At 56.8% G+C, this 13,727-nt stretch carries 23 protein-coding genes; all 23 read left to right on the top strand.

What is annotated here, in order from left to right; genetic code table 11:
- Positions 1-4 precede the first annotated feature (4 nt).
- The 23 genes from CRP02_RS00355 to CRP02_RS00245 all read left to right on the top strand — a co-directional run bounded on the left by CRP02_RS00355 (position 5) and on the right by CRP02_RS00245 (position 13,355).
- Positions 5-331 carry a hypothetical protein gene (locus tag CRP02_RS00355; RefSeq protein ID WP_097169825.1) on the top strand — a complete coding sequence of 109 codons (327 nt, stop codon included), beginning with the start codon at positions 5-7 and terminating at the stop codon, positions 329-331.
- Positions 328-561, top strand: coding sequence for a hypothetical protein (locus tag CRP02_RS00350; RefSeq protein ID WP_097169824.1), 234 nt, complete (start codon positions 328-330; stop codon positions 559-561). The genes CRP02_RS00355 and CRP02_RS00350 overlap by 4 nt, the downstream gene beginning before the upstream one ends.
- The gene (locus tag CRP02_RS00345) at positions 558-1,262 is read left to right on the top strand and encodes a hypothetical protein (RefSeq protein ID WP_097169823.1); all 705 of its coding nucleotides are present in this window, start codon (positions 558-560) and stop codon (positions 1,260-1,262) included. Before CRP02_RS00350 ends, CRP02_RS00345 begins: the two co-directional genes overlap by 4 nt.
- Positions 1,263-1,352: 90 nt before the next feature.
- Positions 1,353-1,628, top strand: coding sequence for a hypothetical protein (locus CRP02_RS00340; protein WP_097169822.1), 276 nt, complete (start codon positions 1,353-1,355; stop codon positions 1,626-1,628).
- Complete coding sequence (locus CRP02_RS00335; RefSeq protein WP_097169821.1) at positions 1,625-1,972, top strand: DUF3768 domain-containing protein; 348 nt, start codon at positions 1,625-1,627, stop codon at positions 1,970-1,972. The genes CRP02_RS00340 and CRP02_RS00335 overlap by 4 nt, the downstream gene beginning before the upstream one ends.
- A gap of 80 nt (positions 1,973-2,052) precedes the next feature.
- Positions 2,053-2,280, top strand: coding sequence for a hypothetical protein (locus CRP02_RS00330; RefSeq protein WP_097169820.1), 228 nt, complete (start codon positions 2,053-2,055; stop codon positions 2,278-2,280).
- Positions 2,277-2,582, top strand: a complete 306-nt coding sequence (locus CRP02_RS00325) for a hypothetical protein (RefSeq protein ID WP_097169819.1) — start codon at positions 2,277-2,279, stop codon at positions 2,580-2,582. The genes CRP02_RS00330 and CRP02_RS00325 overlap by 4 nt, the downstream gene beginning before the upstream one ends.
- Before the next feature lie 4 nt (positions 2,583-2,586).
- Positions 2,587-2,829 carry a hypothetical protein gene (locus CRP02_RS27265; RefSeq protein WP_143539286.1) on the top strand — a complete coding sequence of 81 codons (243 nt, stop codon included), beginning with the start codon at positions 2,587-2,589 and terminating at the stop codon, positions 2,827-2,829.
- 71 nt (positions 2,830-2,900) lie between these two features.
- Positions 2,901-3,464, top strand: coding sequence for an HD domain-containing protein (locus tag CRP02_RS00320; protein WP_097169818.1), 564 nt, complete (start codon positions 2,901-2,903; stop codon positions 3,462-3,464).
- Positions 3,461-4,021: a hypothetical protein gene (locus tag CRP02_RS00315; RefSeq protein WP_097169817.1), complete on the top strand. Its 561-nt coding sequence runs from the start codon at positions 3,461-3,463 to the stop codon at positions 4,019-4,021. The genes CRP02_RS00320 and CRP02_RS00315 overlap by 4 nt, the downstream gene beginning before the upstream one ends.
- Positions 4,022-4,126: 105 nt before the next feature.
- Positions 4,127-4,540 carry a hypothetical protein gene (locus CRP02_RS00310; RefSeq protein ID WP_097169816.1) on the top strand — a complete coding sequence of 138 codons (414 nt, stop codon included), beginning with the start codon at positions 4,127-4,129 and terminating at the stop codon, positions 4,538-4,540.
- Positions 4,524-4,811 carry a hypothetical protein gene (locus CRP02_RS00305; protein ID WP_097169815.1) on the top strand — a complete coding sequence of 96 codons (288 nt, stop codon included), beginning with the start codon at positions 4,524-4,526 and terminating at the stop codon, positions 4,809-4,811. Before CRP02_RS00310 ends, CRP02_RS00305 begins: the two co-directional genes overlap by 17 nt.
- Positions 4,811-5,035: a hypothetical protein gene (locus CRP02_RS00300; RefSeq protein WP_097169814.1), complete on the top strand. Its 225-nt coding sequence runs from the start codon at positions 4,811-4,813 to the stop codon at positions 5,033-5,035. Before CRP02_RS00305 ends, CRP02_RS00300 begins: the two co-directional genes overlap by 1 nt.
- Positions 5,036-5,123: 88 nt before the next feature.
- Positions 5,124-5,762: a hypothetical protein gene (locus CRP02_RS00295; RefSeq protein WP_097169813.1), complete on the top strand. Its 639-nt coding sequence runs from the start codon at positions 5,124-5,126 to the stop codon at positions 5,760-5,762.
- Positions 5,763-5,858: 96 nt separating this feature from the next.
- Positions 5,859-6,161, top strand: coding sequence for a hypothetical protein (locus CRP02_RS00290; protein WP_097169812.1), 303 nt, complete (start codon positions 5,859-5,861; stop codon positions 6,159-6,161).
- 192 nt (positions 6,162-6,353) lie between these two features.
- Positions 6,354-7,280, top strand: coding sequence for a glycine--tRNA ligase subunit alpha (locus tag CRP02_RS00285; protein WP_097169811.1), 927 nt, complete (start codon positions 6,354-6,356; stop codon positions 7,278-7,280).
- A complete protein-coding gene (locus tag CRP02_RS00280) occupies positions 7,277-8,530 on the top strand; it encodes a 3-phosphoshikimate 1-carboxyvinyltransferase (RefSeq protein WP_097169810.1) in 1,254 nt (417 codons plus the stop codon). Before CRP02_RS00285 ends, CRP02_RS00280 begins: the two co-directional genes overlap by 4 nt.
- A gap of 844 nt (positions 8,531-9,374) precedes the next feature.
- Positions 9,375-11,174, top strand: coding sequence for an ATP-binding protein (locus CRP02_RS00270; protein ID WP_097169809.1), 1,800 nt, complete (start codon positions 9,375-9,377; stop codon positions 11,172-11,174).
- A gap of 165 nt (positions 11,175-11,339) precedes the next feature.
- Complete coding sequence (locus CRP02_RS00265; RefSeq protein WP_097169808.1) at positions 11,340-11,609, top strand: hypothetical protein; 270 nt, start codon at positions 11,340-11,342, stop codon at positions 11,607-11,609.
- Positions 11,609-12,004: a hypothetical protein gene (locus CRP02_RS00260; RefSeq protein ID WP_097169807.1), complete on the top strand. Its 396-nt coding sequence runs from the start codon at positions 11,609-11,611 to the stop codon at positions 12,002-12,004. Before CRP02_RS00265 ends, CRP02_RS00260 begins: the two co-directional genes overlap by 1 nt.
- Entirely contained in the window at positions 11,986-12,357 is a 372-nt protein-coding gene (locus CRP02_RS00255) for a hypothetical protein (protein WP_097169806.1), read from the top strand. Before CRP02_RS00260 ends, CRP02_RS00255 begins: the two co-directional genes overlap by 19 nt.
- 14 nt (positions 12,358-12,371) lie before the next feature.
- Entirely contained in the window at positions 12,372-12,611 is a 240-nt protein-coding gene (locus CRP02_RS00250; protein WP_097169805.1) for a hypothetical protein, read from the top strand.
- A gap of 522 nt (positions 12,612-13,133) precedes the next feature.
- A complete protein-coding gene (locus tag CRP02_RS00245) occupies positions 13,134-13,355 on the top strand; it encodes a hypothetical protein (RefSeq protein WP_143539285.1) in 222 nt (73 codons plus the stop codon).
- The last annotated feature ends 372 nt before the right edge of the window (positions 13,356-13,727 follow it).

Raw genomic sequence — 13,727 nt, 5'->3', positions numbered from 1 at the left:
AATAATGATTGTGCCCATGCTTATCAATGCCGCGCTGAAGTCTGGCGCGATCCAGATCGAGGAAGGCTCAAACGACGTGCGGCTCGTCACCAGGAAGCTCGGTGCGACCGTTGTCTTGGCGAAGCTGACCCATGAGGCCGTCTACCAGATGTCCCGGACGCCTGACGATCCCGCTACTTTCGCGGAGTGGAAGGCAAAGGCGCGTGCGGCCGGAACGCAGTCCGCACCCCCGGCTGAGCCCGAGAAGGTGCTTGCCGACGCCCCGGTGCCCCTGCCGGTTCCCAAGCGCCAGCGTCCGCAGCTCCAGCTCATCCAGGGCGGTGTAGCATGAGTGCCCGTCTGGTTAAGATTATCCGCGAGCAGGCCGAGACTGTGAAGCCCGACAAGCGCGAGGTCTGTGTCTACACCAAGACCCGCAGCTTTACCGGCGTCATCACCAAAGCCGACTTCACCAATAACGTGCTGGGCATCCGCGTGGTTGCGCCTGACGGCGACTGGCACACCCTGATTGCGATGGAAGCGATCGAGGCGATTCAGCCGCGCTGGGAGGATGCAGCATGAGCGGCCAATACATTGTCGAGTTCGACGGCCTGAAGCTTGAAGCTCAAGACGTAAAGCTTCCGACCCCTGACTACCTGGCGGACCTTGCAGAAAGCCTTAAGGGATGGAGACCGGGCGAACTGAGCATCGTTATGGCGTCACCCAGCCGCGGTTACAACAAGTCGATGCTGACGGAAACGCTCATGCTGGCATTGGGACGCAGCAGCCCCTCGCGCGAACTCAAGATGACCGCGACCAAGACGCGAGGGACACATGAAGCCTCGGGCGACCTGTTCTACTTTCTCAACGAGATCGCTATTGGTGAAAGCCCCTTCAACAACTTATGGACCGAAAATCCGGTTAGGGCGCCTGTTGTTTTCGAGGGCGACCTGTTGGGTAAGTTCGAGGATCCAGATCACCCGGACTGCACGGTTTACGCCTCGCTCATGAAAGTCGACAGGCGCGATCCGCGCAATCCGAACCCGCTGGCTGGCACCAGCCGCAGCTTCTACGTCAGCCGCAAGGGTTTCAAGGAGCAGGTCAAGAACAAGACCACGGCGCTTGCTAAGGCAGAGATCATGCACAAGCGCCTGGTTGCCGAACGAAAGGCGGTTCTTACCGAGCTGGAACGCCAGCGCCGGCTGGAAGAGGAGCGTCAGATCGAGGAAGCGCGCAGCAGCAGCGAACACCTACGGGCGCTCCCTGCTTATGGAGGGTTCTGATGATGCCTTGGTATATGGATTCTGACCTCTTCCTCGTCGGCTATATCGTCGGCGCACCGGTTGGCGCACTCATCGCAGTGGGGTTGGCTCGTGTCTTCTTCCCCTGAGCGCATCATCGCCGCGGCAATCAACTTCGGAGCGATCATCTCGCTTCCTCCTCCCGCCCGGCATCACACCATCATCCAGACGATGGATCTGGAAATGCAGAACCTCGACGGCACTTGGGCGACACCCCAGACGCAGGGGTTTCTGACCGATACCGGCCGATTCGTGAACCGTGTCGAAGCCTATTACCTCGCCATCGGCTCCGGCCAGCTCAAGGAGACGAAGCCGACGCCACAGCTATATTCGGAGGACCTCTGGTGACAGACGACAAAAAGAAGGCCCGCATCGCGGCCCTGAACGACGAGCTGAGGATCGCCGGCCGTTCGCGGAATGGTAAAGTGATCATCACTGGCGATCTGGTGAACGAAGTCGATGATGGATTGAAAATGGCGTTGGTTATCGCCGCGCTCCAGAGCTTCAACAACTTCAATCCGGACAACGACCCGCACGGCGAACACGATTGCGGGACATTCGAGACCGCAGGTGAGCGGTTCATGTTCAAGATCGACTATTACGCCCTGGACGAGGAAAGTCTGTCGGAGCACCCGGAGGATCCCAACGTAACGATCCGGGTTCTCTCGGTGTTCTACGCGCACGACTACTGATTCCGCTCACTACCTTGCGCGCTCCGATTTAGTTCGCGCTATAACGTAAGTAATGACTTACTTAAAACAGGAGCAAAGCCATGCAGACACCGCAAAACATGCTCGATCACCTCACAGACTGCGCCAACGTGTGCGGCGAAGACTTTCCCGGCAAAATTTACAAGCGCTGGCACGAAGGCGCGCACGGTCGCTCGATGACCCAGGAGCTCATAATTTTTGGCGATGATGGCGAGACCTATCGCGTGAAGATGGATCGCGTCCCGGCAGATGAGGTGTCGGAGCTCGTTAAGGACGCTCACGAAACATGAGCGGAAAGAGGATCAAGGTCGGCGACGTTGAGGTTTCCATCATCCGCGATCCCGATCCTGCGAAAACAGGTTGGCTCGTGGTGCGCTATCGGCCCCGAACCCACGAATACCTATCCAAACAGCCTGCCCAAACGCGCGAAATGGCCGAATACCTATTCACCCAGGTCGCCGGTCAAGAGGGGCTTCGACAAAAACGTGCCGCTGAGCAGGCTGTGGCAGCTATCAGCGTCGTGAATGAAATGGAAGGCGTCCTTGGCGGGGAGCCTTTCTATCGTGACCATCCCGACTATGCGAGGTTCTAACCCTATGAGCGTCCAAAAACGAAAGCGCGAGCTATTGCGGCTCGCTCAAGCAATCTGCCCCGCCGCAACAATCGAGCACTCCGGACACCACCTGCAAATCACCATTCGAGGACCGAATGGATCCCGCAAGGTGTTCTGCGCATCGACGGCGGGTGATCACCGCGACACCAAGAATATCAAGCGCGACATATTGGGCGCGGCGCGGGCGACTGGTTTGATCGCGGTCAACAATAACGACCGCACATAGCCTGCCGCTCTCCGAAGTCGAGAGCGTTAAGATTCGAATATCAGCAACGACCGAAGAAGAAAGACACCAGAATGAACCGCTATTCAGTTCACGGCGACAACCAAATCGCCCGCGCCGATCTGTTCGCGTTCGCGGCTCACTCCGCTGTGAGCCAGGTGCGCAAATACACAGGTGAGCCTTATATTCAACACCCGCGCACGATCGCCGGCATGATCCAGGCTGTTCCGGGGCATACCTGGCAGCAGGTTGTTCTGGCCTTGCTCCACGATGTCGTCGAGGACACCGGCGTTACGCTCGACCAGATCAAACAGGAATTCGGCGAGGACATCCACGACGGCCTCTACTTCCTGACTAATGTCGGCAAGGAAGCCGGCAACCGGGCGGCCCGTCACCAGATCAATTGCGCGCGACTGCGCCAAGCGCCGGCTTGGGTAGCGACGGTCAAGGTTCTCGATATCCGCGACAACACCCGCAACATCGTGGAACTCGATCCGAAGTTCGCGCTGCAGTATCTGCGCGAGAAGTCAGAAGCGATGGAATGCCTTCGCCAGGCTGACCCGATCGTCTGGCGCCTCACCATCGAGCAGATTGCGCGCCTGCGTAAAGAGTGCGTGGATAAGGGGCTTGCGGCATGAGCAGTATCGAGACCGTCGATATCCACGAGATTGAGACCCTGCCGGGTGGCGCTGCCACGCTGCAGGTGATCTCGATCGAGGACAAGCTTGAAGGCGACAAGTATTTCGTGCGCCTGCAGGAGGTCGGCAACCCCGACGAATACGAGGACACGCCGTTCGAGGACTATCCGCAGGCGTATGCCCACTATCGGAACACCCTGCGCACCCTCGGAATCAGCGTGGCGTATCATGCGCCGGTCCAGGTCAGCTTTGCAGAGGACCGCACCGCGGCTCCCACGCGCGGCGCCGTCGAAGTCTTCTACGAATTCCACGGAGAGCTGAGCCGCTTTGGTGCGGGAATGATCGAGGCGACGGCCGTTCGCGACAGGTTTATGGCCGACCCCGATTTCATCGAGCACGCCAACGAGATTTTCGCGCTGGCTGGCACCGATAAAAACGATTGGAAGGCTGCAACCATTCGCACGGCTTGCCGGCGCGTCGCGGCGGTGGAGAAAGCGGAGTCTGATCGTCGAATTCAGGAGCAGCTTGGCTCTGTGAGTGGCTTTGGGGCGTTCTAGCCCTACCACTACCCTTGCGGGCCGCGCGCATCACCTACCGCGTTCCAACTGCATCTTCGCTACAACTAAAATGCAAAGCGAAACAAAGCAGAGGAGAGCTGTATCATGGTGAACGTGCCGAACATCGAGCGCGTGATCGCTTCCATTAAAGGCGAGCTGCCTGAGACGCAGACGCTAGGTTTCAACATGAACAGCTACGTCGATCCCGTGAGCTTGGCGAACCCGGATCTCAGCGGTCGCGATTGCGAATGGACCGGCTGCATCGCCGGTCATGCCTATCTGCTCGAAATCGGCTGCCCCTTCACCCAGGCAGAGAGTGAGGACACCGAGGAGATCGAGGAGATCGCCCAGCATTACCTCGGTTTAAGCCGCGAGCAGGCCGATAACTTGTTCTTCGATCTTCCAGCGCACCTGAAGCTCGCGCGCCTTCCGGCGAGTGTGGCGATCGAGACGCTGGAACGTCTGGCCGCGACGGGCAAGGTCGACTGGCTTGGAGAGAAATATGTCGACGCCGCCTGACGGATGGACGCTGATCAAGGGCGTGTCGTGCGCCGGCTGGGATATCTGGGCCGGCAAGTGCGAGAGGGGCGGCCGTAGTCCCTATGCCGTGCTGCGTCGACGCATTGCCGACCAGGACACCTATGACATCGGCAAACGTCATCCCTCACTGGAGTCGGTGACGGCCGCGATCGATGAAATTCGTCAGACGCTGCGGGAAGGCAAATACAGGTTCGATGACCTGTTCCCCGAAGAGAAGCTGATCGATCATCCCAACTATGGGGCATTCTGATGACCGAAGCGACCGAGATCCAGGTCTTTGCCATGCACGGCGATCGTATCGCAGAGCGAGGCGAGACCATCGACTACTACGATATTCTGGTGCGCGCCGACGGCAACGACGGCGAGATCATTGAGATCGAGGAGCACGAAGACATGTCAGAAGACGAAATGAACGTTGTCCTGACCGAGCTTGAGATCAAATACGGTCTCAGCGCCGACTTTATAGGTGGATAGGGAATCCGATGTTGCGCAACCTGCTTTACTGAAACGCGGTGTGTAGTAGAGGTTCATCTGTCAGCACTCAAAAGAGCGAACGTCGCAGATGTCGGTAAATCCCAACGAATGGCTTAGCGCTGCCGAGAATATATTCAACAAAGCGATGGGCTTTGGGATCGTTCTTCTTGTCCTGTCAGGCACATACTGGCTCTTCTACCGTGCCGCGTTCATAACGCCTTCGAATGCAACGAAGCTTGCCTTCGATGTCAGTCAGATTGTTGCGGTGCTATCCCTCGCGCTATTTATTGTCGGCGTTATCATTTGGATTTACAGGCTCGTGTTCGCGCTCATTCGTTGGCCCTTCTCCTGGATCGCTAAGCGATGCCAACGTCGGTCTGAGTATATAAACTTGAGCAGAAACTATAGGCTCCTCAAAAGGGTGAGTCAGGTCGTTTTCTTGCATTATCTAGAACACGACGACGGACGATTCCGGTCTCCCGGAAACACACCCTACATTAAAGAACTCACGGAGGCCGGGCTTATTTGGGCCGTAGATGTCCAGGATCGAGCCTATGGCATTAGCCATCCCGGCGAGTTTATGACCGTAACGCCACCTGCCAACACCAAATCAATGAAAAAGATGGTGAGAGAGCACCTCCTCAATCAAGGTATTCCGATTAATGACGCCGCGGCGTTTGGACAACTGCTCAGCAATATCGCAACCACTAACAGGTTGTCTCCCTAACAAGGCACAAATGCCTAATCTCTTAAAATCATAGGGAAACGCTCCACCTAATTTTAAGCCGCTCATGCGACAGGCAAGGGTGCATAAGGAGCGATTATGAACGATCACAAAGCCAAGGTTCTCAAGTTTGTCGGGTATGCAGTCCTGGCATATGCCGTTCTGACGACGCGGGTTGTCGAAATTCACCCCACAGCCGAGCCGGCATCGAGATACGTCATCGGCACAAATTTCTGGGCCTTCTACCCCTTTGACTCTGCCGCAGCTTACTGTGAGCGCAATGTGGGGAGCGACAGGAGCCTAAACCCGATAAACTGCACTAGTTGGGTATCTGATGGCGTCGCTGCAAAATGGCTTACCTTCACCATTTATCGAGGCGAACCGGTCTCGGCGGCATTCTGAGGATAACCATCGATAAGAGGTTGTTATCGATGGTTAGGCGCCCAACCTCAGACTATCCGAACTAACGAATCCTAAACGATAGTTCGCTTTCGTTCAGGAAGAATTAACCATAAATTTCAAGCTCTTGTTAATTCACCATTTTCAGCGGCTTTTGCCTTCTATATAAGGGCGCGACAAAAGGAGCTGCCCACCATGGATCCCACGCGTTCATTTCAGGATTTGATTCTGACCCTTCATAATTTTTGGGCCGCCCAAGGCTGCGCGATCCTGCAGCCCTACGACATGGAAGTGGGTGCCGGCACGATGCACCCAGCCACTGCCATGCGCGCAATCGGCCCAAAACCCTGGAAGGCAGCCTACGTTCAGCCATCACGTCGGCCATCGGACGGACGCTATGGCGAAAACCCCAATCGCCTTCAGCATTATTACCAGTATCAGGTCATCCTGAAGCCCAACCCGTCCAACCTGCAAGAGCTCTACCTCGGCTCGTTGAAGGCGATCGGGCTCGACCCCCTGTTGCACGATGTTCGCTTCGTAGAAGACGACTGGGAGAACCCGGCACTTGGCGCCTGGGGTCTCGGCTGGGAGTGCTGGTGCGACGGCATGGAAGTATCGCAATTCACCTATTTCCAGCAGGTCTGCGGGATCGAATGCTCACCCGTTTCTGGCGAACTGACCTATGGTCTGGAACGCTTGGCGATGTATGTCCAGGGTGTCGATAACGTCTACGACCTGAACTTCAATGGCCGAGAAGGTGATGAGAAGATCACCTATGGCGATGTGTTCCTTCAGGCTGAGCAGGAATATTCGCGGCACAATTTCGAATACGCCGATACGACCATGCTGCACCGTCACTTCGATGACGCAGAGCGGGAATGCAAAGCCCTGCTGGATGCCGGCACACCCAACGCTGCCCACGTGCTGCACCACTGCGTTTTTCCCGCTTACGACCAGGCGATCAAGGCGTCCCACGTCTTCAACCTCATGGATGCCCGCGGCGTGATTTCCGTCACCGAGCGCCAGAGCTACCTTCTACGCGTCCGCACCCTCGCCAAGGCTTGCGGTGAAGCCTTCCTCCTAACCGAGGCGGGTGGTGCGAGCTGGAACAAGGCAGCATGAATACCGTCACGCTAACCCCTCCGTCACATGCACTGGTAGGAAGAGTCGAACCGCCTGGCTCGAAGTCCATTACCAATCGCGCCCTGCTGCTGGCAGGTCTCGCCAAGGGTCAGAGCATCCTTACGGGTGCGCTGAAGAGCGACGATACGCTTTACATGGCCGAGGCGCTTCGAATGATGGGCGTCAACGTCACGGAAGTAGATGCCACAACCTTCATCGTTGAAAGCAGCGGCAAACTCACCACGCCCGGCGGACCCCTCTTCCTTGGCAACGCCGGCACGGCAACGCGCTTTCTGACGGCCGCTGTTGCGACAGTTGATGGAACTGTTGTTGTGGACGGCGACGAACATATGCGCAAGCGACCCATAAAGCCGCTTGTAGACGCACTTGTCTCGCTGGGCGTCGATGCTTCTGCACCGACCGGCTGCCCTCCCGTGACCGTGCGTGGCAACGGCAAGGGCTTCATGCGACCGCGGGTCACCATCGATGCCAATCTCTCCAGCCAGTATGTCTCCGCCCTACTGATGGCCGCGCCCTGTGGCGACACGCCACTGGATATCGGTCTGGCTGGCGAGGACATCGGCGCGAAGGGTTATATCGACCTCACCGTCTCGGCGATGGAAGCCTTTGGAGCGACAGTTGAGCGCATCGACAACGCGACCTGGCGCGTCCATCCGACCGGCTATATTTCGACGGATTTCCACATCGAGCCGGATGCCTCGGCTGCAACCTATCTCTGGGGTGCGGAACTACTGACGGGCGGGAAAATAGACATTGGCACGCCTGCGGATGCGTTTACGCAACCTGACGCCAAGGCGCACGCCGTTATGGCGCAGTTTCCGAACCTGCCGGCCGAGATCGATGGCAGCCAGATGCAGGATGCCATTCCCACGATTGCCGTGCTCGCGGCCTACAATAAGACGCCGGTGCGCTTTGTCGGCATCGCCAACTTGCGCGTCAAGGAGTGCGACCGTATCCGCGCAGTGTCGCTCGGACTGAATGCTATCCGGGATGGGCTCGCTCATGAAGATGGCGACGATCTGATCGTGCATTCCGATCCATCGCTCGCCGGTGAGACGGTCAAGGCGTCGATCGACACCTTTCACGACCACCGTATTGCGATGAGCTTCGCTCTGGCTGGCCTGAAAACAAGCGGAATAGTCATCGAGAATCCCGCCTGTGTCGGCAAGACCTATCCGGGTTACTGGAAGGCGCTCGCCTCGCTCGGTGTCGAGATGACCGAATTGTAAGGCTAACGAGGCAGTTGACCAAGGATCCACTTGTTGCCTGCCTTGTTACCGCACTCCAAGCACCTCAGACGCGGCGCAAGAGAGGAAAGATACGTTGTCTTTCCCCACTGACGCGACAGGTCGTAGCGTTGCAGCCAAGCTTCTCGCTCGCACCTGGAACAGTGCGCACCCAAAGCGTGCCACTCCGGAATATCCTCAAATGTCGTGTGCATCGGATCCAACAGAGGACCGAGGTAAACCACCTCGTCTCGTCCGAGCTTAATGCCGCGTCTATGCCTCATGTTCTTATTTTGTTCTGAACGGGTTTGAGAGTCAACTTTCTTCAACCCTGCCGCACTCCATCTGCATCTGAGTTAAATTCTAATCATCGACAGCGACAAGAAAGAACGCGAACGATGAAGAAGCTCAGTCAGCTTTGAGGGTGGCTACCTCGACCACAAATAGCCCGGCTGGAACACGCCGTTACTCTCATACGGTAGGCAGACCGTTATAGAGGATGGGACAAGGATAAAGCGCCCTACCCTCCGGCTGCACGATCCGAGATGTCGCCCGCCCGTCATGGGTAATCTGGGTGAAAAGATTCCAGACCCTATGCCTCGAATGGCGCAGCTCGACTGCCCGTAATCGTTGTCAGGGTGTTCTGCTTGAGTGCTCACGATCCACTCCTAGATCCGTATCCCGCGCGCCACTGAGCCGTGATGACGCTGCGGAGTGAGATCAATGAACACTCGGGCGTAGCTCTATAGCTTCCTAGCTAAAAAGCTACCGCTCACGACCCGGAGCGCTTGCCCGAGAGCGCCGCTAAAACTGTCCGCATCTGGATAAACCGAAGGAAAGGCCGGAAATGTCGAACACCAGCAATGACGCAGCCCTTGACTACCTCAAGGAGTTGAAGAAGGACAAGATCTCCATCATCACGGAGACCAAGGAATACAAGCACTTCAAGCTGAACGGCGTCGAATACGTCGAGCTCCTTGAAGACTCGACCGCGTGGTCGGTTTTCTACGACGTGATCAGCGCCACGCTGGGCAGTCACTTCCTCAACGAGCGCAATATCTATCCGGTTTCACGGATGGCGACCCTCTACAAGAAGATGATCGAGCGCGCTCGTCGGCGGTTCACCCACTTCGAAAAGCAGACGAATTTCAAGGACACCGTCGCAATCTTCGAACTGCTGCGGATCGCCAGCGATCGGGTCGAGGAAGAACGCAAGTCGCGCATGGACGACGGTCTCGTAATCTTCGAAGACCTGCCGTTCCTTTTCGAAGATGGCGAGCGCGTCACCTGGGAAAACTCCGACGAGCTCCAGGTTGCAGGCTACTATCGTGCGGCCGAAGCTAAGTCGTCCTGGTCCGGCTCCTACATGATCTTCACCATGGAAGTGATCGTCAAGGTGTCCAATAGCGTCACCCGCGCTCAGGTCACGTTGTCCGTGCCGGCATTCGGCGGCTCGGTGGAAATCTCAAAGCTCCCGATCGCCAAGCTCGTTACTGGCTCGAAGACCGAGAAGGAGTTGATCGCTCGCGGCGAAATCTTCGCATCGGTCGCTGGTGGCGCCTCGTATGTCGAATATACCGGTATGTTGGTTAAGCCGGGCTGGATGTCTGATGCCGAGTTCCGCGCCGACGGTCGTGTGATGGTCGATCCGGAATCGATGGCCCGTCTCGACAGCACCACCTATGACAAGGTGAAGCGCCGCATCATGCAGAAGACGGGCTACCGCGACGATGATGACATTGAGGTCAAGATCGAGACCGTCGATGAGAAGGATCTGTTCGCTTGCTCGCCCTACGTTCTCGGCTTCTCTTTCCGTGCGAAGACCTGGGGCATGTTGCGTATCGCCGACATCAAGCCGATCGATTGGGCGAAGGATGCTTTCGAGCGCTTGGTCCTGGAGCCGAAGACCAAGAAGCGCGTCCGCGCCCTGGTCCAGAACTCCACGGATAGCTTCTCCGATATCATCGGTGGCAAGGGCGGTGGTTGCGTGTTCCTGCTGCACGGCGAACCCGGTCAGGGCAAGACGCTGACGGCTGAAACGGTCGCAGAAGACCTGCGTCGTCCGCTCTACTCGATCTCCGTCGGCGAGCTCGGCACTGACCCGGATCAGCTCGAAAAGCGCCTGCGCGAGATCCTCGACCTGGCGACCATCTGGAACGCGGTTCTGCTGCTCGATGAAGCGGACATTTTCCTCGAAGCCCGCGACGAGAAGGACGTGCTTCGCAACGCGATGGTCGGCGTGTTCCTGCGCTTGCTCGAATACCACCAGGGCGTTCTGTTCCTGACCACCAACCGCGTCCGCAACATTGATACCGCCTTCTACAGCCGTATCTCTGTCGCCATCGCCTTCACGAAGGCGGATGCGTCCAAGCGGTTCAAGGTCTGGAACAACCTGCTCGGCGCGGCCGGCCTCAAGCTCGGCGACAACGAAATCGGGGAGCTTGCCAAGAGCGATCTCAATGGTCGTCAGATCAAGAACGTCATCCGCACGGCGACGACCCTCGCCAAGCTTGACGGCGAGACTGTGACCTTCGAGCGTCTGCAGGACGAGATCGACGAAGCAACCCGCTTCGAGCGCGATATGCGGGAGGCGCCTGAGTTCCTGACCAAGGAGCCTGCCAAGCCGCAGCTCGTGAAGGCCGCGTGAGCCACACATCCTCAAATGATCAAGGGCGCACCCGTTGCGCCCTTTTTCTTATACGCCCTACCCGCGGATCCCGTGCGGAAGCCGCTCATGACCTGCCGCACTCCAAGCGTGTGCTTGCTAAAACTAATCATCAGCAACGCATCTGATCGGTCGAAGGAGAACTTTATGACAGTCAATCCATTCACTGCGAAGTGCGCGTCGGATCGAAACCCGGACTGGCCCTACTGGTATGTTGAAGGCCCGGATGGCGTCAATCAGACCGCACGGCTTCTGACCTGGCTGATGAACAAGCCTGTCACGGGCTATGTCCTTCCAAAGAAGATGGCAGAGCTGCTTTCAGCTTACGCGGTCGAGTTCAACTACCCGGCGCCGTGCGATCCGGAAGTCCTCAAGAAGTTCCACGCGACCCTCGCTGAGAATAAGGAAGCAGCGTAATGAGTGCCCTCGGACGGATCAGAAAGGACATGCGGCCAGCAACCAGGATCGCACCGCCCTCCCCTTCCAAGATCGACACCTTTGTCGCTGAGTTGATCGAGGAGGTCCGCGCAGAGGAAGGCGCCACGACCAAGGTGCCGCCTCACCCGCAAAAATATCCCAAGCACGATAATCCCGAGAAGGGCTCAGTCTTCGGTGGTATCTGCAACCGGACTGCCTGCAATGACTTCCCTGCCCTCTTTTACAACAAGGGCACCTTCGGCTACTACTGCGTGCCATGCGGTCGAGCTATCAACGGCCGTGATCCGAAGCCGTTGTGTGAGCGCGTCGATCATGACCTCTCTCACGAAGAAATGAACGAGAGGTATCGGTCGCAATGGGCCAGGTCGAAATAGCGCTTATCCCCGCGGATGAAGAGCCGCACTTTAAAGAGCCTGAACGCCAAAGCGCGCTCATGGCTTTTAATGAGGAAATGAAAAGGCACGGCGTAAAACTAGAGCCTTTCGTTTATATGCAGAAAAGCTTTGATGGTCCCGGTTCATGGCAGACGGGCATGTTCCTGTTGGACATCGGCAAAGAGGCAGCGCCATACTTTTCGAACATCATTACAGGTTTACTCGGATATCTGGCTGCGAAGAAGGGCAGAAAGGTCAAGGTGAAAGTAGGCAACACCGAGATCGAGGCAGGATCACCGGAGGAGGTGAAAGCTCTGCTCCAGATCCTAAAAGATCACAGCAGCAAATCGTAAGCTAGGAGGCCAAGATGCCCAAATACCGCATCACCACCACAATGATCCTGGAAGCTGACGACGAGAAGCAGGCTGCGATGAAGACCTTCGCCCTGCACGATACCATGACGCCCGAAGATTATGTGGTCTACGGCGAAGATGAGATCATCGGGACAGACGTCTTCCTGGAACAGGACAACAAGGAAGAGGCTCGCCGGGCATACGCTGCAGGCGAATATTTCGAAGAGGTCGATATCTCGCAGGTCAAGCTGTGACCTGCTCCCATATATGGGTAGAGATAGGCGGGACCAACGCAGGGTGCGACGAAAATTGCATCTGCTCGGTCCCGGTCTTCGCATGTCGGCTCTGTGGTGACTCTGACTATGGCGATAATATCTACGCCAGGAGCCGGATTCAGAACTGCAGGCAGCATGAGGCCAGGCAGGCCCAAAGACACCACTATGCAAACAACCCGGCCTATGGAGCTTTCTAGCTAGGTAGCTATAGAGCTAACCATGCGCGCGGGATCCGCCCATCACGGTTTAGGCAGAGACCGGTTTACGGGCACGGCCTTCTCGATAGACCTTGGCGAAACAATGGGGCGAATGCGCCGGCCACATACACACCGAAAGGTCTTCCCTATGCAGCTGCCGTCTGGTGGAAGGCTGGTCAGATCGAGCTCCACATGACGCTCACACGGGTCGCAATAGAGGTCCACCCTTAGACCCATAGCGATCATGCCGCCCCAGGTTCCGTTATTAAGCTTGGACATGAATAAATCCGGTGTAGAGTGGGTTATGCACAAGATGGTCTACCAGATAAGCTACAACAACGGAATTCCAACCCGGCCCATGACCGGCACCATGGATGACCTCGCCTACACTCTGACACAATATGGTATCGACAAGGACGACGCCCTTGCCGCGGCGTTAGCTTTGGACCTCATCCTGCAAGGGCACTCATCCTACAGTTTTCCGATCGATAACGTCACGATTCACGCCAGGCTACCAAAACCATAACGCGAGTTATGATTTACATACAACCTTCCATCATGACAAGGTTAAGCAAGGTTCGGCCAAGCCAGGCCCTCAAAACACATATCCCGCCCAGGCCAGAGGTAAACATCACGACAACGCCCAACCTTGTCGAACCTTTACATCAAGTTTACCTTATCTTGACAGATTAGCCCCGTTTCATCGATTTTCGGCAAATGTAAACATCGATGACAACGTTCTCCCTGGCTCGACAAATCGACAGAGAAGCTCACAGAAGCGTTCCGTCGTATAGAGATGAGCAGAGAGACACTCAACTACACCCATGTGCTCAGTGACTCTCTACGAGCTTTCCCAAAAACGCTGGCAAACCAGAACCAAAAACATATCCCGACAGAG

The sequence above is a fragment of the Rhizobium sp. AN5 genome (assembly GCF_900215255.1).
GTDB classification, from domain to species: Bacteria; Pseudomonadota; Alphaproteobacteria; order Rhizobiales; family Rhizobiaceae; genus Agrobacterium; species Agrobacterium tumefaciens.
Note: the sequence above shows the minus strand (reverse complement) of the source record. Positions and strands in the feature narration are given on the sequence as shown.